This is a genomic window from Cobetia sp. D5 (assembly GCF_035666195.1).
Lineage (GTDB): Bacteria > Pseudomonadota > Gammaproteobacteria > Pseudomonadales > Halomonadaceae > Cobetia > Cobetia amphilecti.
Genome location: NZ_CP142020.1, coordinates 3,133,339 through 3,152,690 on the forward strand (window position 1 = coordinate 3,133,339; position 19,352 = coordinate 3,152,690).

16 protein-coding genes are annotated in these 19,352 nt (G+C 65.5%); 4 read left to right on the top strand and 12 right to left on the bottom strand.

The window, feature by feature from the left end:
* Window positions 1-116: 116 nt before the first annotated feature.
* Window positions 117-2,015: a sugar phosphorylase gene (locus U0O11_RS13080; RefSeq protein ID WP_279835525.1), complete on the top strand. Its 1,899-nt coding sequence runs from the start codon at window positions 117-119 to the stop codon at window positions 2,013-2,015.
* 87 nt (window positions 2,016-2,102) lie between these two features.
* Here the strand turns inward: U0O11_RS13080 and U0O11_RS13085 are convergent, their stop codons facing one another.
* From U0O11_RS13085 to U0O11_RS13130, 10 genes are all read right to left on the bottom strand, one after another.
* Window positions 2,103-3,314 carry a hypothetical protein gene (locus tag U0O11_RS13085; RefSeq protein WP_054555542.1) on the bottom strand — a complete coding sequence of 404 codons (1,212 nt, stop codon included), beginning with the start codon at window positions 3,312-3,314 and terminating at the stop codon, window positions 2,103-2,105.
* Window positions 3,315-3,355: 41 nt separating this feature from the next.
* Window positions 3,356-4,252: an HAD-IIB family hydrolase gene (locus tag U0O11_RS13090; protein WP_153636354.1), complete on the bottom strand. Its 897-nt coding sequence runs from the start codon at window positions 4,250-4,252 to the stop codon at window positions 3,356-3,358.
* A 296-nt stretch (window positions 4,253-4,548) separates the two neighbouring features.
* Window positions 4,549-5,850, bottom strand: coding sequence for a TRAP transporter large permease (locus U0O11_RS13095; protein WP_043331381.1), 1,302 nt, complete (start codon window positions 5,848-5,850; stop codon window positions 4,549-4,551).
* A complete protein-coding gene (locus U0O11_RS13100; protein WP_153636355.1) occupies window positions 5,850-6,506 on the bottom strand; it encodes a TRAP transporter small permease subunit in 657 nt (218 codons plus the stop codon). The genes U0O11_RS13095 and U0O11_RS13100 overlap by 1 nt, the downstream gene beginning before the upstream one ends.
* A gap of 169 nt (window positions 6,507-6,675) precedes the next feature.
* Window positions 6,676-7,758: a TRAP transporter substrate-binding protein gene (locus U0O11_RS13105; RefSeq protein ID WP_153636356.1), complete on the bottom strand. Its 1,083-nt coding sequence runs from the start codon at window positions 7,756-7,758 to the stop codon at window positions 6,676-6,678.
* 92 nt (window positions 7,759-7,850) lie between these two features.
* Window positions 7,851-8,750, bottom strand: a complete 900-nt coding sequence (locus U0O11_RS13110) for a FadR/GntR family transcriptional regulator (RefSeq protein ID WP_153636357.1) — start codon at window positions 8,748-8,750, stop codon at window positions 7,851-7,853.
* 222 nt (window positions 8,751-8,972) lie between these two features.
* Window positions 8,973-9,254, bottom strand: a complete 282-nt coding sequence (locus U0O11_RS13115; protein ID WP_153636358.1) for a DUF6506 family protein — start codon at window positions 9,252-9,254, stop codon at window positions 8,973-8,975.
* A 276-nt stretch (window positions 9,255-9,530) separates the two neighbouring features.
* Window positions 9,531-10,793, bottom strand: a complete 1,263-nt coding sequence (gene glyA / locus U0O11_RS13120) for a serine hydroxymethyltransferase (protein WP_054555546.1) — start codon at window positions 10,791-10,793, stop codon at window positions 9,531-9,533.
* A 232-nt stretch (window positions 10,794-11,025) separates the two neighbouring features.
* On the bottom strand, window positions 11,026-13,749 hold the full coding sequence (locus tag U0O11_RS13125; RefSeq protein WP_279835521.1) for an ABC transporter permease: 2,724 nt from the start codon (window positions 13,747-13,749) through the stop codon (window positions 11,026-11,028).
* The gene (locus U0O11_RS13130) at window positions 13,742-14,545 is read right to left on the bottom strand and encodes an ABC transporter ATP-binding protein (protein ID WP_054555547.1); all 804 of its coding nucleotides are present in this window, start codon (window positions 14,543-14,545) and stop codon (window positions 13,742-13,744) included. The genes U0O11_RS13125 and U0O11_RS13130 overlap by 8 nt, the downstream gene beginning before the upstream one ends.
* Before the next feature lie 92 nt (window positions 14,546-14,637).
* On the opposite strand from U0O11_RS13130, the gene U0O11_RS13135 reads away from it, so the two are divergent.
* The gene (locus U0O11_RS13135; protein ID WP_225347103.1) at window positions 14,638-15,378 is read left to right on the top strand and encodes an arylesterase; all 741 of its coding nucleotides are present in this window, start codon (window positions 14,638-14,640) and stop codon (window positions 15,376-15,378) included.
* Between the two features lie 190 nt (window positions 15,379-15,568).
* A complete protein-coding gene (gene ppk2, locus U0O11_RS13140; RefSeq protein WP_225347104.1) occupies window positions 15,569-16,489 on the top strand; it encodes a polyphosphate kinase 2 in 921 nt (306 codons plus the stop codon).
* A gap of 39 nt (window positions 16,490-16,528) precedes the next feature.
* Here ppk2 and U0O11_RS13145 read toward each other — a convergent pair whose 3' ends face one another.
* Window positions 16,529-17,449 carry a DMT family transporter gene (locus U0O11_RS13145; protein WP_043331386.1) on the bottom strand — a complete coding sequence of 307 codons (921 nt, stop codon included), beginning with the start codon at window positions 17,447-17,449 and terminating at the stop codon, window positions 16,529-16,531.
* 144 nt (window positions 17,450-17,593) lie between these two features.
* On the opposite strand from U0O11_RS13145, the gene U0O11_RS13150 reads away from it, so the two are divergent.
* Window positions 17,594-18,619, top strand: coding sequence for a zinc transporter ZntB (locus tag U0O11_RS13150; protein WP_225347105.1), 1,026 nt, complete (start codon window positions 17,594-17,596; stop codon window positions 18,617-18,619).
* A 65-nt stretch (window positions 18,620-18,684) separates the two neighbouring features.
* Here U0O11_RS13150 and U0O11_RS13155 read toward each other — a convergent pair whose 3' ends face one another.
* On the bottom strand, window positions 18,685-19,008 hold the full coding sequence (locus U0O11_RS13155) for a SelT/SelW/SelH family protein (RefSeq protein WP_054555551.1): 324 nt from the start codon (window positions 19,006-19,008) through the stop codon (window positions 18,685-18,687).
* Between the last annotated feature and the right edge of the window lie 344 nt (window positions 19,009-19,352).

Sequence of the window (19,352 nt, forward strand, 5' to 3'; positions counted from 1 at the left end):
GCCACCGGCCCCGCAGGATTGCACCGGCGGGCTTCCCGAAGATCACCCGCGACACGCTCTGCCATTGCGGCTCACGAGGCAGAGTCTGACCGCTTTTGCTGCCACGAGGATTGCCCATGTCCGATACGTCATCTCCCGATCACTCGACATCCACTGCCTCAGATCCTGCGCCGAGCGAGGGCAGCGCCAGGCCACGCGCCAGAGTCTCTCTCGCCAAACGTCTCTCGCAAGCTGATTTCCAGGCGCACGCCACACGCCTGCTCGCCGAGATCTACCCACAGCGTCATGAAGAAGTCCTCAGACGCCTGGAGACGGTGCTGGATTTCCATCGCACGCGCCTCAACCCCCGCGTACCGGAAGGCGAGCCGCTCTGGAGCGAGCGCGACCAGTGGCTGATCACCTACGGCGACAGCCTGCAGCAGGAAGGCGAGGCGCCACTGGCGACCCTGCACGACTTCCTCGCCAGCCGACTGGACGACAGCCTGTCCGGTGTCCACGTGCTGCCCTTCTTTCCGTGGAGCAGCGATGACGGCTTCAGCGTCATCCACTATCGCGAGGTCAATCCGGTCCTCGGCGACTGGCAGGACATCCGGCGCCTGAGTGAGCAGCGCGACCTGATGGCAGACCTGGTCATCAATCACTGCTCGCGCGAGTCACTGTGGTTCGCCGATTATCTGGCCGGCGTGCAGCCCGGCCGCGACTACTTCATCGAGATGGACCCCGACACCGATGTCTCCGAGGTCGTGCGCCCGCGTCCATCTGCCCTGCTCACGCCGGTGCATACCCGTCGTGGCCTGCGCCATCTTTGGGCAACCTTCTCGGATGACCAGATCGACCTGAACTTCGCCAATCCCGATGTGCTGCTCGAGTTCATCGGCATCCTGCTTTACTACCTCGAGCAGGGCGCGGGCATCATCCGCCTCGATGCGGTGGCATTCCTGTGGAAACGCCAGGGCACCTCCTGCATCCACCTGCCGGAGACACACGCCGTGGTGCGCCTGCTGCGCGCCATCGTCGACCATCTGGCGCCGGGCAGCCTGTTGATCACCGAAACCAACGTGCCCCACGCCGAGAACATGTCCTACTTCGGGCTCGATCGCCTGTCACAGCACGACCTCACCGCCATCGAGGGCAGCGCCCAGGCCGATGAAGCGCACCTGATCTATCAGTTCACGCTGCCGCCGCTGACGCTGCACACCCTGACCTCCGGCGATGCCAGCGCCCTGACCCAGTGGGCCACCAGCCTGCCGTCCCTGCCTTCCGGCTGCAGCTACTTCAACTTCACCGCCAGTCACGACGGTATCGGCGTTCGCGCCCTTGAGGGCCTGCTGCCCGACCACGAGCGCGACACCCTGGTGCGGCTGGTGCATGACTTCGGTGGCTACGTCAGCATGCGCGCCAACCCGGGCCGCGCCGACACCCCCTATGAGCTCAACATCAGCTACTTCGATGCGCTCAAGGGCACGCGGCGCGGCCAGGACCCGTGGCAGATCGAGCGCTTCATCGCCAGCCAGACCCTGATGCTGAGCCTGCAGGGCATCCCGGGGCTGTACATCCACTCGCTGACCGCGACTCCCAACCACCAGGAAGGCGTCGAGCGCGATGGCCATCTGCGCGCCATCAACCGCCGCAAATGGCAGCGTGATGAACTGGAAGCGCTGCTGGCAAGCCCCAACACCGCGACCCATGAGGTCTTCCACGCCCTCAAGCGCCGCATGGCACTGCGCCGCAACGAACCCTGCTTCCACCCGGATGCCGACCAGAATGTCTTCGATGTCGGCCCGGATTTCTTCGTCTTCGAGCGCGTCACCCATGAAGGGCGACGCCTGCTGTTCGCCCTCAATGTCACCGATCAGCCGCGCGTACTGCCGCTGCCGGAAAGCTGGCAAGGCGTCGCGCTGACCGACCACCTGTGCCACGACAAGGCCTACGACCCCACCATGGCTCGCCGTCCCTATCAGGCGGCCTGGCTGATGGAGCAAACAGTGCGCCCGCCGGCCATCGAGGTCGTCTGACGCCCGCGTTTCTTCCTCTGCCTACGACAACGGGGCTGCCAGTGGCAGCCCCGTTGTCGTAGGTCTTGCTGTTTCCCGCCGCGAGCCTTACTGGTTGTCCAGCTCCACCGCTTCGTGCATGCGCTCGAGCAGGTCCGGCACGGCAGACTGCACCCGGTTCCAGCTCGGGATGAAGGGCTTGTCGCGCGGATTGTCGAGGAAGGCGCTGCCGGCATCCATGATGTTGGCGGCGAACAGCTCCACCGCCGCTTCCTCACTGTGGCGGTCCACCGTCAGGCCATTCATGACGGCATCGTTGTAGTAGGTCTCGATCAGGTCCAGCGCGATACGGTAGTAGGTGGCCTTGATGGTGCGGAAGGTCTCGCCGTGCATCTCGACGCCCAGCGTGGCCAGCTTGCGATACATGGCCTTGGCGATGTCCAAACTCATGCGATTCAAACCGCCCAGCGCATCTTCCTCGGACAGCGGCTGGTGCTTGTGATCGTAGGCATCGGCGATGTCCACCTGACACAGACGCTTGGTGGAGTAGTTGCGATGGACCTCGGACAGCACGCCGATCTCCAGCCCCCAGTCACTGGGAATGCGGATGTCCGCCAGCACGTCGGTGCGCATCGAGAATTCGCCGGACAGCGGATAACGATAGCTGTCGAGATAATCCAGGTACGGCAGCGGGCCATAGACCTTCTTGAGCGCACGGATCAACGGCGTGACCATCAGGCGTGCCACGCGGCCGTTCAGCTTGCCCTGGGCGATGCGCGAGTAGTAGCCCTTGCAGAACTCGTAGTTGAACTGCGGATGGGCTACCGGGTAGATCAGGCGCGCCAGCAGGCCGCGGTCATAGGTGACGATATCGCAGTCATGCAGTGCCACCGCCTCGGCGATGCCCGAGGCCTGGACGTAGCCTGAGCAGTACCAGACATTGCGCCCCTTGCCGGCTTCCATCGGCGCCAGGCCATGCTCGGTCAGCTCCTCATCCAGCGCCCGCAGACGCGGGCCGTCGTTCCACAGGATGCGGTGATGCTGCGGCAGATGTGAGAAGAACTCCTTGGCATGCTCGAACTGGTCACGGTCGGCGCGGTCCAGCCCGATCACGATCTCGCTGAGGTAGGGCACCTGCGCCAGCTCCTCGACGATATGCTTGAGCGCCGGGCCTTCCAGCTCGGAATACAGCGACGGCAGAATCAGGCTCATCGGTCGCTTGCGGGAGAAGCGCATCAGGTCCGCTTCGAGATCTTCCACCGGACGATCGGTCAGGTTATGGAAGTTGGTGATGATGCCATTCTGGTAAAAATCGCTCATGTCAGCTCCTTGTCATGCCGAAGACACGCATCAGGCAGGCGTCAGGCGCCCAGACCTCTGGATGTCCATTCTTCCGGCTGGCCATTGGCCAGCCAGTGACGCAATCCCTCGACCCATCCCTGCGGTCCGGGGAGATTGGCGCGAAAACAGCGGCGCTCATCCGCCAGTAGCGGATAATCGGCAAGCTCCCGATCACGCTGAGAGGTATCACCGACGCCGGGGATCAGCACAGCGTTGTCGACCGCGGCCAGCAGTGGCAGGTCATTGGCGCCATCGCCGAAGCCCAGCGTCCAGGGGCGCACCCGCTCGTAGAGCCGGTAGCGGGCGATCAGATAGCGCGCTGCCACGCCCTTGTCGCTGTCCCCGGTCACGTGATGGAAGCGCCCACCACGTGTCAGCTTGAGGCCATGGCTGGCCAGACGCGTGCGAAAGTCCTCGAGACGCTCCGGCGCGTCACGCCACACCAGCGGTTCACTGGCATCACGCTGTCCCGCCAGGGCCGCGTCGCCCTCCCCCAGCCCCGTCAGCTCGCTGATTCTCGCCACCGACATCGAGGCAAAGCCCTCGAAGGCGAACTCCCCGCTCAGCTCCTCCAGCACCGCGAGAATCCTGTCGCGGGGCATCGCCACCGCGATACGACACAGGCCGTGTGCGTCCGGGGCGCTGGCCTCTTCCAGCGGGTAGGCACTCAGCCAATCGGCCGGCAACGCCACCACGCCGCCGTTTTCGGCGATCCACGGCTGGCCCGCCAAGCCCAGCGAGTCCATCAGCGGCGCCAGTTCGGCCGCCGTCTTGGAGGTGTTGGGGACGATCCAGGCACCGCGCGCGCGCAGGCGGGTCAGCCAGCTGCGCGCCGCCCCAGGCGAGTAATCGTGGTGATCCAGCAGCGAGCCATCCAGATCGGTCAGCAACAACAGCGGTGCTTGAGTCTCTGACATGTGAACTCTCCTCGTGAAGTGCTGCAGCGTGTCGGGGGTCACCTCGACAGGATCTCGTGGCACCGGACAGGCATTGCAAGAGCATTGCAGGGAATGTGCCAAGATGGTGCAGCTGCCATGACAGCCTGCCCCTTCTCACCGTGGCTGTGTTTGTGCGTCCGCTCATTTGCACCATAAAAGAGCACAAAGCCTGCCATGCATGCCCCCTCGCCACACGACGGCGCAAATCTTTCGTCACCAACGACGACGCCCTCGCATCTGCGAGGGCGTCGAGTCTACGGCTAAGTCTGTTGAGACTAGACCAGCCACAGCGACAGTTGCGGCCACAGCAGCAACATCGCCAGCACGCACAGCTGGATGGCGATGAACGGCAGCAGCGAGACGAAGATATCCTTGAGACTGATGCCTTCCGGTGCCACGCCTTTCAGATAGAAGGCGGCAGGCCCGAAGGGTGGCGACAGGAAGGACACCTGCATGTTGACCGCGAACAGCACACCGAACCATACCGGGTCGTAGCCGAGCTGCACGATGATCGGCACGAAGATCGGCAGGGTCAGCATCGCGATGCCGATCCAGTCGAGGAACAGCCCCAGCAGCAGCAGGATCGCCATCATCACCATGATGATCGCCAGCGGCGGGATATCCAGGCCGAGAATCATGCTCGACACGAAGCGGTTGCCGCCCATCAGGTTGTAGACCCCGACCAGTGCCGCCGCGCCGATACCGATCCAGATGATCATGCCGCAGGTGTTCATGGTCTGGGACAGCGCACGCTGCATCAGGGTGATGGAGAACTCGCCGCGCAGCATCACCGCCACCAGCACGCCGAAGCTGCCCATCGCCGCGGCTTCGGTCACCGAGGCCACGCCACCGTAGATGGAGCCCAGCACCAGCCCCGCGATGACCGCCGGCACACCGATGGCCTTGAGCAGCTCACGCTTGCTCTGGAAGCTGGCGCGGCGCTCCTCCTCGGGCATCACCGGCCCCAGTGAAGGGTTGCGCAGGCAGCGGATCAGCACGTAGATGATGTAGCTTGCCATCAGCACGATGGCCGGGGTGATCGCCGCGGTGAACAGGTCCGCGATCGACTGGTTGGCGATCAGGCCATAGATGATCAGCACGATGGAGGGCGGCATCATGGTGCCCAGCGAGCCGCCGGCACACACCACGCCGATGGCGATGTGCTTGTCATAGCCGAGCCTGAGCATCTGCGGCAGTGCCAGAATCCCCAGCAGCACGATCTCGCCGCCGATGATGCCGGACATCGCGGCGAGGAAGAACGCCACCACGATGGTCTGGATCGCCACGCCGCCGGGCAGTCGCCCTGCCATCACGCGCATGGCATTGAACAGGTCCTTGGCGATCCCCGAGCGATCCAGCAGCGAGGCCATCAACACGAACATCGGCACCGCCACCAGCGAATACTCGGTGACGAAGCCATAGACACGACTGGTGACCAGCGGCAGCGCCATCGGGCCGAACCAGCCGAAGGTGTAGGCCAGCGCGACCAGGCCGGTGACGAAGGCCAGCGGCAGGCCGGTGACCAGCAGCGCGAAGATGCCGCCGACCAGCAGCATCGTAGCCGTTGCAATATCCATCAGCGCGGCTCCTTGTGGTCAGCTGTGGCGTCGGGAGCGGCATCGGAAGTGGCGTCGGATGCGCCACTTCCCTCACTGCCGCCCTCGGGCGGGCGGGGCGAGAAGAAGGTCTGGTAGAGATGCCACAGCGCCTGCAGGGTCATCACCGCCAGCGCGAACAGGATCACGCCCTTGGTCAGCGCCGGAAACGGCGGATTCCATGAGGTGCCGGATCGCTCCAGCTGCCACTCGCCCAGCGGACTGTGCGAGGCACGCCAGAACATCACCCAGCCCGCATAGCTCATCGCCAGACAGAAGACGAACGTCATCACGTCATTGAAACAGTCCAGCACGTAGCGAAAGCGCGTGCCGACCAGGTCGTAGAGCACACGCACGCGAATATGGCGATTGTTGGCCAGGGCCGCCGGGCCGCCCAGCGCGAAGCTGGTCGCGACCAGGAAGATCACCGTCTCGTGCACCCAGGAGGTCGGCGAATCGAGGCCGTAGCGCATCACCACCTCGAACACGCTGATCGCCATCGCCAGCAATACCAGCCACGCCGCGGCGCGCGTGCCCTTGCCCACCAGGCGGTCCAGCGGCGTCCGCGTGCCCAGATTCGGGTCGTGGTCATCCGACGCCTCGGGTAGCCCCGGCGACGCCACATCATGTTCTGCCATATCGAATTCCTTGCTGACTCGCTGCCTCAAGGAGAATCGGCGCGCCCAGTGAGCACGCCGACCTTGATCTCCCGCGTCTTTATCGTTCTGCGATCGTGTGGCCAAAAGCGTGGTTAGCTGATGCCTCTTGCCACACGGCGGCTGGCGCCCATCCCGCGCGCCAGCGGGCTCACATCAGGTTGCGGTCGGTCAGGAAGCTGACCACGGACTCGTAGACCTTGCCGGTCAGCTCATTCTTCTCGGCCCACACCTTCCACTCCTGCTGCGCGATGCGACGGAACTTGGCGCGCTCCTCCGGCGCCATGTCGATCACCTCAATATCCGGATTGGCACGCGCCGCGCTCACCGCCTTGATGTCACGCGCCTTGAGGGTGAAGACCATGTCGTAGGCCATCGCATCGGTGGCGCTCTCCATGATCGCCTTGAGATCCGCCGGCAGGCCGTCCCAGATGCCCTTGTTCATCGACACCGCCACCATCGGCAGGGAGTGGAAGCCCGGGTAGGACGGGTACTTGGCGAAGCTGTGCAGGCCCTGGTCATCATTGGTGGCGAAGACGGTGTAATCCGCCGCGTCGATCACGCCCTTCTCCAGACCGGTGTAGACCTCGGAGCCCGGCAGGTTGACGGGCGCCGCGCCAGCTTTCTGGAAAATGTTGTAGACCATGCCTTCCGGGGCACGCACCTTGAGGCCCTTGAGGTCATCGACGGTGCGTACCGGCTTCTTGGAGACGAAGGACTCAAGCCCGGTGGCGCCCGCGCCGATCAGGTGCACGCCGTAGGGCTCGACCAGCTCGTTGTAGAGCTCCTCACCGCCGCCGTGCTGCATGTACTCGAGATATTCCAGCGGGTCACCCCAGGCGCCCACCAGATTGCCCAGCATGCCGAAGGCCGGATTCTGGCCCGAGAAGTAGGACGGATCGGTCAGGTGGCCCTGCAGGATGCCGGCGCTGACGGCGTCCAGCGTCTGGTTGGCCTGCACCACGGCATTGACCGGCAGGATCTCGATGGCGATGCGGCCATCCGACATGGTCTTGATGCTGTCGGCCCAGGCCTTCTTGACCTCGAACTGCGGCTCCCCGGCCGTCTCGGAGGTCTGGAAGGTCCATTCATACTCGGCGGCCCAGCTCGGTGTGGCGATCAGCGTGGCGGCCACGGCGGTGGACAGAGCCAGCGCCTTGAGCGTGACACGGGCGGGAGCGGCAGTGGTGCGCGGCGAGGTAGTGGTGAGCGGCGAGATAGTGGAACGCGGCATGGTGAAACTCCTGGCTTGTTGTTATGACGTTCTAGGGTCAGTGGAAGACGTGCAGGCACTTCCCGGCGTGGCGAAACGCCGCGAGGTGCCGTTCACTCGCTTGATAGCGGTGCAGACAGGCTGGGCAGCTGGCCGAAGCGGCGCAGCAGCTCCAGCGGTTCCTGGGCGCGCCCGGCGGGATGGCTGCCTTCAGAGGCCGCAGGCATGGCAAGCCCGAGGTCCTGACCGGTGCGGTCCAGCACATGCAGGGTCGCGGCGTGGGCGGCATCGGGCTGGCGCAGACGAATCGCCTCCATCACCGCGCGATGGCGGCCGAGGCTGTCGCCCAGCTCCGAGGCATTGTGATTGGAAGTCGCCACCAGCAGGCTGATCGACGGCTTGAGCACATGGCCAAGCTGCGCCCAGATGACGTTGTGGGTCGCGGCGAAGATGGCGTCGTGGAAGGCGATATCGGCGCGGTCGAACTCCTCCATGGCGCTGCCGCCATGCACCGCTGCGGCCATGCCGTCGTAGGCCTGCTCGATGGCGGACAGGTCCTGGGCGGTGGCCTCGGTGGCTGCCAGAGCGGCGACGAAGGGTTCGATGGAGATACGGAAGGCGTAGATGTCCCGCGCCAGCTGCGGATGCGGCATCGCGTAGCGCGTCATCCAGCCGGTCACGCGCGGATCGAGCAGATGCCACTCGCTGAGCGGATTGACGCGGGTGCCCTGGCCGGTGGTGCGGGTGAGAATCCCGGCATTGACCAGGCTCTGGATCGCGGTGCGCACGGTGGCGCGGCTCTGGGCGTGCTGATCACACAGGTCCAGCTCACGAGGAATCAGGCTGCCCGGCGGGTAGCGATTCTCGAAGATGGCCTGCGCCAGCCATTCGGCGACATCGACACGCGCGGTCGAGGTGTCTCCAGCTGAGGCAGACGCTGTGGATACGGGCGTTGAAGAAGAGGCATTGGTGCGCGGGCTGCCGCCAGCGGCACTCGTGGGAGGCGTGGTCATGATCGAACGTTCCTTGATGGCGTGGCGCGTCATTTGTAGCTCGCGCACATCCTTCATGGGATGCATCGCGGCGCGCTCTTGTCCGTCAAGGAATAGCCCATGTCAGACATGCCAACAAGACACCCTAGACCAAGGGTGGGACCCGACTTTGGTCACACCTTTACGCAAATCCCTGTTGCGAAAGGGCTATTCAGGTACTGGCAATTCCCCCGTGTGCTGGCGTCAGGCCGTGAATCGCACGCGGCCGATCGACACCGTACGCTCGGCACCGCTGTCTGCCACCACCGTTCTCAGCGCTGCCTCGCCTGCCGCGCCGAAGCTGGCCGACAGCTCGATCTGGCTGACGCCCTGGGCGACCAGCTCACTGACCAGCCGCTCGGCCGCCCTCAGCGTCCCCAGCGTGGCGACGGAAATGCGGACCTCGCCGCTGCCCTGACTGCTCAGTGAGGTATTGCCGCTGTTCTCGACCAGGATCAGAAAGGCATGGTGCTGCATGACGGCCATGAAAGCCTCCTTGCACGAAGATGAGCAGAGTGTGTCCGGCATCGAGAATAGCGTAGCGCGTCCGCTCCCGGGCACAGCTGATCTTTCTGAGCGCTGGTTGACCACTCTCCCACCCCGCTGCGCACCACACCGCTCGGACTCGTCTGGCCGTGGTGCGGGCACAAAAAAACGCCTGCCGCTTGCGCGACAGGCGTTTCTTATCTGGTGCATGACAGCGTTACGCCTCTGTCAGCACTGCTACGGTGAGGGCCAGCCGGGCTGGCACCTCGTCACGCCTCAGGCGTAGACCGGCAGACGTGCACAGACGGCGGAGACCTTGGCCTGCACCTCGGCTTCGGCAGCGGCGGAATCGCCGGCGACCATCGCATCGAGGATATCGCAGATCCAGCCGGCCAGTTCCAAACACTCCTGCTCCTGGAAGCCACGCGTGGTGACGGCCGGGGTACCGATACGCAGACCGGAGGTGACGAACGGCGACTGCGGGTCACCCGGTACGGCGTTCTTGTTGACGGTGATGTGGGCACGGCCCAGCGCAGCGTCAGCGTCCTTGCCGGTCAGGCCCTGCTTGACCAGAGACAGCAGGAACAGGTGGTCTTCGGTGCCGCCGGAGACGACTTCGAAGCCGCGCTCCAGGAACACGGACGCCATCGCCTTGGCGTTCTTGACCACTTGCTTCTGGTAAGTGGTGAAGGCCGGGTCCATCGCTTCCTTGAAGCAGACCGCCTTGGCCGCGATGACGTGCATCAGCGGACCACCCTGGCCGCCCGGGAAGACAGCGGAGTTCAGCTTCTTCTCGATGTCGGCATTGCCTTCGGCGGACAGGATCAGGCCGCCACGCGGACCGCGCAGGGTCTTGTGCGTGGTGGTGGTGACGACGTGGGCGTGGGGCAGCGGGCTCGGGTAGACGCCAGCGGCGACCAGACCGGCCACGTGGGCCATATCGACCAGCAGGTAGGCACCCACTTCGTCGGCGATCTTGCGGAACTCGGCCCAGTCGATGATCTGGGAGTAAGCGGAGAAGCCGGCGATGATCATCTTCGGCTTGTGCTCACGCGCCAGACGCGCGACTTCGGCGTAGTCGATCAGGCCGTTCTCGCCCAGACCGTACTGCACGGCGTTGTAGTGCTTGCCGGAGAAGTTCGGACGTGCACCGTGAGTCAGGTGACCCCCCGCGTCCAGGCTCATGCCCAGAATGGTGTCACCCGGCGAGACCAGCGCCTGGAAGACGGCACTGTTGGCCTGGGAACCGGCGTGCGGCTGAACGTTGGCGTAGGTGGCACCGAACAGTTCGCAGGCACGATCGATGGCCAGCTGCTCGACCTTGTCGACGAACTCGCAACCGCCGTAGTAACGCTTGCCCGGGTAGCCTTCCGCGTACTTGTTGGTCAGCTGGGAGCCTTGCGCCTGGATGACGCGGGGGCTGGCGTAGTTCTCGGAGGCGATCAGCTCGATGTGAGCTTCCTGGCGAACGACTTCGTCGTCCATGGCGCTCAGGAGCGCATCATCAAAACCGGCAATCTGCATGTCACGGGTGAACATCGGGTGTCCTCGCCTGAAGGGTGATGACGACAGCGAATTCCGGCGCGGCCGGCTCGCCATCTGGGGGTAAGATCAGGACCAGCATGATACCTCAGCCAGCGGTCCGATTCACATGAATCAGCATCATTGTTAACGCAAGACGGCCCCATGACCGAGACAACGATCATGAGGCCGCAGGTTGAGGTCGTCAGGTGCCATCATCCGGCGCTGCGATGACGAGGCCTGATGGCGCTCACTGCAGGGCGCGCAGCCCCGCCATCGGCGGCTGACGCCTCACTTCTCTCGACAGCCAGAAGCCCAGCCCGCCGATCAGCACGCCACCCGTCAGCGGCAGCAGCACCCACAGCCACGGATGCAGCACCACCGGCAGCCCCAGCCAGCCGGAATAGAGTCCGACCGCCGCGCCTTCGGCGAGCATCGCCGCCAGCAGCCCACTGAGCAGGCCGAGCAGCACGAACTCAGCGGCCTGCAGGCGGGCCAGCAGCCCCTGACCGGCGCCGAACACCTTGTACAGCGCGCCTTCGTGCTCACGTGCCGGACGACTGGCTACCAGCGCCGCGTAGAGCACGCTGGCCCCCGCCAGCAGCACCAGCCCCAGAATCAGCTCCACCGCGCGCGACACCTGGGCGATCAGCTCCTGCACACGGGTCAGGATGGCGTCGATATTGATCAACGACACGCTGGGGTAGTCGCGCACCAGCGGCGCCAGCTTGCGCTCGTCCTCGAGATGAAACGCCGTCATGTAGCTGTGGGCGAAGCTCTCGAGCGCGCCGGGCGGAAAGATGACGTAGAAGTTGGGCAGGAAGCTGTCCCAGTCGACATGGCGCAGATTGACCACCTGGGCCTTGACGGTCTCGCTGCCGATGGTGAACGACAGGCTGTCACCGATGACCAGCCCCATGCGCTCGGCAAGCTCCTCCTCCATCGACACCGGCACACCCTGAGTGGCGGCGCGGCGACTGCGCGCCTCGCTGTCTGCATCGGCGAAGTCACTGATCGGCGTCCACTCGCCCGCCGACAGGCGGTTGTGGTCCGGCAGATCACGATGCCAGGTCAGGTTCAGCTCACGCTGCGGGACGCCCTGCTGCTCACCGTCCCCCTCGTCGCTGCGCCCTTCCTGCATGCCGCCTGCCGCCGGCTGATCCGACTGGGCTGCCTGCAGGCGCTGCTGGGAGCGTCCCAGCAGGGATTCGCCCTTGAGCGCCGTGATACGACCACGCACCATCGGGTAGAGCTCGCTCTGGCTGTCACCGGCCTGCTCATCCACCATCGCGGTCAGCTGCTCACCGAAGGCCTGCTGCTCTCCGGGCTGGATATTGATCGCGAAGTGATTGGGCGCATCGGTCGGGATCTGCGCCTGCCAGCGGGTGATCAGGTCACCGCGTACCAGCGCGATCAACGCCATCGCCGCGAAGGTCACGGCAAAGGCGACCAGCTGGCCGAGGCTGGCACCGCGCCGCCTGGCCAGCATGCCGCCGGCGAGGCGAATCGGCCGGCTCCAGCCGCCCTGACCGCGCATGCGCGCCACCACCTTGAGCATCAGCGACAGCAGCAGTTGCCCCACAACCATCAGCAGGCCCAGCGCGATGATGCCACCGACCAGCAGGCCGGCCGCCAGCATGAGGTCACCCGAGTAAAGCCACATCAGGGCGCCGAACACCAGACTGGCGATCGCCACCACCACCCACGCCGAGGCAGGCAGCGGGGCCAGTTCACGCCGCAGCACCTTGAGCGCACTGACCTGACGCAGACGCAGCAGCATCGGGCCGGCGAAGCCGACCAGTACCGCCAGCGCCGTCAGAATCCCTAACGCCAGCGGCAGCGGCCCGGGTGCGGGCAGCTCCAGCGGCAGGAAGCGCTCCAGCAGCGCCACCAGCCCCATCTGCCCCAGCAGGCCCAGCACCGCACCCCCGGTACTCGCCAGCAGGGCCAACCAGCCAAGCTGGGCCGCGAACAGCCGTGACAGTTGACGCTGAGAGGCACCGAAGCAGCGCCACAGTGCGGCGCTATCCAGATGCCGCTCCACATAGCGGCGCGTCGACATCGCCACCGCGACCCCGGCCAGCAGCACCGCCACCAGCCCGGCCAGACTCAGGTACTTGTCGGCACGCTCCAGTGAGCGCCCCAGACGCGGGCGGTCTTCGCGCACGTCCTTGAGCCGCACCTCGGCGTTGTCGGCACTCGCCAGCAGCGGCGCGATGGCATCACGCGCCTGCTGAACCGCCGCCGGATCGCCCGCCGCCAGCAGGCGATATTCCATCCGCGAGCCGGGCTGGATCAGACCGGTGGCGTCGAGATCTTCCATGTTGAACATCAGGCGCGGACTGAACTCGGAAAAGCCGCCCTGCTGATCAGGCTCACGCGTGATCAGGCCACTGATGGTGAGCTGCTTGCGTCCGACCGTCAGGGTATCGCCGACCTCGGCCGACAGCGCCATGGCCAGGCGCGGCACGATCCACGCCTCGCCCGGCGGCGGAATCTCCGCGCGTGAACTGGTGCCTGGCGCCTGAGCCTCCTCGCCCGTGGCATCCGACTCCAGCTCCACCCGGCCGGCGAGCGGATAGCCCGGCGACACCGCCTTGAGACTCGACAGCACGAAGCTGTCGCCGTGCGAGGCCATCGAGACCATGCCCAGCTGCGGCGACATCTCAAGCCCCGCTGCGCGGAAGGCCTCGGCAAAACGCGGGTCGAGCGGGTTGCTGGACTCCAGCACCAGGTCCCCGCCGAGCAGCTGGCTCGCCTGGCGATTGAGCCCACGGTCGAGACGGTCCAGGAAGAAGCCGATCATGGTGGTCGCGGCGACCGCCAGCATCAGCGCCAGAAAGAGCGCACGCACATCACTGGCGCGCAGGTCACGCAGCAGGCCACGCAGCGCCAGCGGCAGGCGCGCCCCACGCGGGCGCTGCGCGTTGGCGGAAGATGTCGCCGCGCGGTCAGACACCCGGGACTCAGACATCGTCGCCTCCTTGTGGCGTCGCCACGGCCGGCGCACTCGCCTCATCCTTCCACTCCACCAGCTTGCCGGCCTCGAGATTCAGGCAGCGATCACAGCGCCTGGCCAGCGTCAAATCATGGGTGACCAGAATCAGCGTGGTACCCCGCTCACGGTTGAGGGTGAACAGCAGCTCCGCGATGCGCTCGCCGGTGGCGGTATCCAGATTGCCGGTCGGCTCATCGGCGAACACCAGCCCCGGCCCCGCGACGAAGGCGCGCGCGATGGCCACGCGCTGCTGCTCGCCGCCGGACAGATGACGCGGCAGGTGATCGAGTCGCTCTCCCAGCCCGACCCGCGTCAGCCAGTCACGCGCCTGCGCCTCGATATCGCCCTGCGGGGCCAGCTCCAGCGGCATCAGCACGTTCTCCAGCGCCGTCAGCGTCGGCAGCAGCTGGAAGTTCTGGAACACGAAGCCGACCTGCCCCGCGCGCAGCGCCGCACGGCCATCCTCATCAAGCCCCGCAAGCGAGCTTCCGAACAGGCGGATATCACCCTCGCTCGGGCTGTCCAGACCCGCCAGCAGACCCAGCAGCGTCGACTTGCCGGAACCGCTGGCCCCGATGATGGCGACGCTTTCTCCGGCCTGCACGGCAAGCTCCAGGTCCTCGAGGATGGTCAGGCGCCCTTCGCCACTGGTCACCCGCTGCGCCAGCCCGCTCACTTCCAGCACCGGCGCAGGCGTTGCGCTGGCCTGCGCGTCTGACGAGGTTTGATCCGACGCAGGGGTCGCGTCGTTAATGGAGGCGTTATGTGACATCGTGTCTGCTCGCTTATGGTAGAGAACGGGGTGGGCACGAACTCCAGACCCCGAAACGGGTATGAATAGTGTGCAGATGATGGAGATGATGAATGCAGAAATGGCTAGTGAATCGGCGTGACACCCAGCGCCTGGCGCGCGGTGGCAAAGCCCCCGACACGCCGGGACTCAAGCGGCTGCGCAATGCCCTCGCCAGTTCGGCACTGGCCCTCGTGGCCGTGCTGACGCCTCAGGTGGCGCTGGCCGATGCGCCGGCCCCGTGGCTGGTGGTCGGCGACTCCATCTCGGCCGGCTACGGCATCGACAGCAGCCAGGGCTGGGTCGCGCTGCTTGACGAGCGCCTCGAGGACAGCCTGGGCAGCGATGCGCCTGAGGTCATCAATGCCAGCATCAGCGGCGACACGACCGAAGGCGGCCTCAACCGTCTGCCGGCCCTGCTCGCGCGACACGACCCTTCACTGGTGATGATCGAACTGGGCGGCAACGACGGCCTGCGTGGCCTGCCCCCCGCCCGCATGCAGGCCAATCTGGCCAGCATGATCGAGGCCGTGGAGGACGCCGATGCCCAGCCCGTGCTGCTCGGCATCGAGATTCCGCCCAATTACGGCCCGGCCTACACCGATGCCTTCCGTCAGGTCTACCGGGACCTGGCCGACGAATATTCCGTGCCGCTGGTGCCCTTCATCCTCGAAGGCATCGCCACGGCCCCAGCCAGCGAGAAGCTGATGCAGCAGGACCGCATTCACCCCACCGCCAAGGCGCAACCGCAGCTGCTCGACACCATCTGGCCGACACTCGCACCACTGGCGCAACAAGCGGCGTCAGCGGAGTGATCAATATCAGGCGCGGCGCATGTCACGACAGCTTGCATGCGCCTACCTTGCCGCGAGATGACAATCCGCGCCTGCCTGATCAGTGCCTGTCAGGCAGGCCATCTGGGCCATGAGGCCTTGCAGCGCTGACGTCATCAGCCCGGGTCGTCGGTCGTCGGGGCCAGGCCCCATCCTCACAGGGAGTACTGCCATGAGTAAATCCAACAACAGGAAGGCGGATGCCGGCAAGGCGCATTCGAAGGCCAGGGATGCCAAGCGCAAGGACGCCAAGGGCAAGGCCAGCAAGAAGCACGCCACTGGCGATGCCCCGCGCATGACGCTGGGGCCGGTCTCCAGTGACGCCTACCCCTACGACGAGCGCCTCAAGCGCAAGGTCTATGAGGCCGAGAAGCGCGCGCTGCAGATCGAGCTGCTCAAGGTGCAGCATTGGCTGCGTGACAGCGGCGGGCGTCTGGCCATCGTGTTCGAGGGGCGTGACGCCGCCGGCAAGGGCGGCACCATCAAGCGCTTCATGGAGTATCTCAATCCGCGTTTCGCGCGCATCGTCGCCCTCGACAAGCCCAACGAGACGGAAAAAGGCCAGTGGTATTTCCAGCGCTATGTCTCGCGCTTCCCCACCAGTGGCGAAATCGTGCTGTTCGATCGCAGCTGGTACAACCGCGCGGGGGTCGAGGCGGTGATGGGCTTCGCCACGCCGGAAGAAGTCGAACGATTTCTGGTGCAGGTGCCCCAGCAGGAGCGCCTGTGGGTCGAGGATGGCCTGCACCTGGTCAAGCTGTACTTCTCGGTGTCCCGCGAGGAGCAATCGATCCGCTTCGCCAAGCGCGCCGCCGACCCGCTGACCCACTGGAAGCTGTCACCGATGGACGCCGTGGCGCAGAAGAAATGGGATGAGTACACCAATGCCGCCGAGGCGATGTTCGCACGTACGCACAGCGATCATGCGCCCTGGACGCTGATCCGCTCCGACGACAAGCGCCGGGCCCGTATCGGCGCGCTGCGCCATGTGCTCAGTCAGCTCGACTACCCCGGCAAGGACAAGAAGATGATCGGCACCCCGGACCCGCTGATCGTGGTGGATGCCGATCGCCTCATCCTGCCCGACGACTGACGAGCGAGTGGCGGGCGGTGCGCTGACGGCGCGGCTCGCTCAGGTCGATTGTGACAGCTCCGCCGGCGCCTTCTGCAGCTGCTGCAGGCCGAGTCCGGCCAGAATCAGCACCAGCCCCGCCAGCGTCGAGGTCAGGATCGGCTCGCCGACGATGAAGTGCAGAAGCGTCAATGAGATGGGCGGCGACAGGAAGATCAGGTTGGAGACCTTGGCGGTGCGCGACACCTTGTGCACCGCCAGCTGCCAGAGCACGAAGGCGATACCCATCTCGCACAGGCCGACATAGATGCCCGCCGTCAGCGCCTGGGGGTTGGCGCTTGCGCCGATGAAGTTGCCGAAGCCCGGCCCGAAGGCCACCAGCAGCGTCAGCACCGGCAAGGCGATGCTGAAGTTCTGCCACTGGGCGACCAGCGGCGCGCGCGGGTCACGCGCATTGAGCAACCAGTAGAGCGCCCACAGCAGGGTCGAGCCCAGCGCCAGCCCGACGCCCAGCGGGTCGGCGAAGGCGACATTGAATATCTCGCCTCGCGTGGCGATGGTCCACACACCGGCGTAGGCGATCAGCCCCGCCGCGACATCGATGCGCGTCAGTCGCTGCGCGAGGATCGGCACGGCGAGAAAGGCCATCGCCAGCGCCCAGGTGTAATTGAGCGCCATCGCCTCCTGGCCCGGCAGCCGCGCGTAGGCGCCGAACAGCACCAGATAGTAGCCGACCGGATTCATCAGTCCGGCCCAGAGTGCCGTACGCCAGCCGCCGCGCCAGCCGGTGGTGAGCGCTTCGCGCAGCTTGCCCTGACGCCACATCAGCACGCCGATCAACAGCCACGACACCAGTGCCGCCAGCCATACCAGCTCCAGCGGCGACATCTGCTCAAGCGCCAGCTTGAAGGCGGTCGCCACCGTCGACCACAAGGCCACGGCGCCCAGACCGTAGAGCATGGCTTCCCTATCCTGACTCATGGCATCCTTCCTCGCATTTCGGGTATCGCCTTCCTGGCGATGAGTGTCATGGCGATGGCACCGACAATGCCCACGGCCTGACATTCGAGCATCGCGTGCCCTGCCCGCTGCTGCAAGCCGCGCCACCAAAAAGGAATTTCGTGAATGACTGATGCCACCGATCCGCAAGCCTCGCCGGCACCCGCGCCCTCTGCGGGAGATGCCCCGACCACGGCACTGGTCAGCGCCTATCGCCTGGATGGCAAGGGCGGCGCCAGCCTGCTCGATGACGACAGCCTGCGCGAGCAATGGCAGGACCCCGACGCGCTGATCTGGATGCACCTCGATTACACCCGCGGCGACGTCAATGACTACCTGGACGACCTTGCCCAGCTGGATGAGCCGAGCATCGAGGCCCTGACCGAGCTGGATACCCGCCCGCGCGTAGCGCGCTTCGGCGGCGGCATGGTCACCACGCTGCGCGGCATCAACCTCAATCCCGGCGCCGCGCCGGAGGACCTGCTGTCACTGCGCCTGTGGATGAGCCCGACCCGTCTGATCACCCTGCGCCGCCGGCCATTCCAGTCGATCACTCAGGTGCGTGAGCAACTGGAAGCCGGCCAGGGCGCGGAAAGCATCTCCTGGCTGCTGGCGATGCTCAGCGATGCGCTGGTCGATCGCGTGGCGGAGCTCAGCCATCGCCTCGATGAGCAGCTCGCCATCATCGAGGAAGACCAGCTCAATGATGTCGAGATCGACCCCGATGACATTACCCGCCTGCGGCGCCCCCTGATCACCCTGCGACGCTTCATGGGGCCGCAGCGCGACTGTCTGGCACAACTCTCCCAGGGGCCGTTGTGGATCGATGAACAGGCGCGTCTGGACCTGCGCGAGATCGCCAACCAGCTGTCGCGCTACGTGGAGGATTTCCAGGCCATGCAGGAGCGCGCGCTGATCATCCATGAACAGCGCATGAGCGAGCACAACGAGCAGCTCAACCAGCGTATGTATCTGTTGTCGGTCATCACCGCCGTCTTCCTGCCGCTGGGCTTTCTCACCGGCCTGCTGGGGGTCAACGTCGGTGGCATACCGGGCAGCGACAGCCAGTGGGGCTTCGCTGCCTTCGTCGGCATCACGCTGGGCGTGGTGGCGATGCAGATGTGGCTACTCAAGCGCAAGAAGTGGTGGTGAACGCGCCCATGGCGTAGCGGAGCTGCTTGCAAGCACTGCTTACAAGCACTGCTTACAAGCGCTGCTTACGAGCCCTGCTCACGACTGGCGCGGTCGATATGGCCCAGATCGCGCTCAGGGTCGAGCACATCACGCACGCGCTGCTTGAGGTCACGACTGTCGGGGAAGCCGCCGTCGCGCTTGCGCTCCCACAGTACCAGCCACTCCGAATCTGGGGTGGCCTGGCACAGCACCTCGAAATGGCCCCCGTGACTCGGCGCCAAGGCCACCTCACCGAGGTCTTCTCCGAAGGTGGACAGCAGTTCCTGTGCATACCAGGCCGCACGCAACAGCCAGTTGCAGCCGGTGCAGTAGTGAATTCGGACTTTCAGCGTGGATGCCTGATCCATGGTGGTGCCTACTCCAATCAATGATGTAATGATCACTTCACTGCACTGTCGCGCAATGGTCAACACCAAAAACCTACACACAAACTGTACATAAACTATACTCGGCGCAGTCATTCCTTCAGTTGACGTCGCACTGCGATCGATCCTTCTTCAACCGGCGGCACGGGCGTGATCTGCATCACGACTTCCCGTACACGACGCCGATAGCGGAGCCCTGGCCACATGTCACCCCTGTCTTCCTCTACCGAGGCCTCCTCACCGTCAGACGCTCAAGACCGCGAGGCTGAGCGGGAGTCTGCAGACAAAGCCCACGAGAGGCCGTCGGGCAGCGGTCAGAGTCGCTT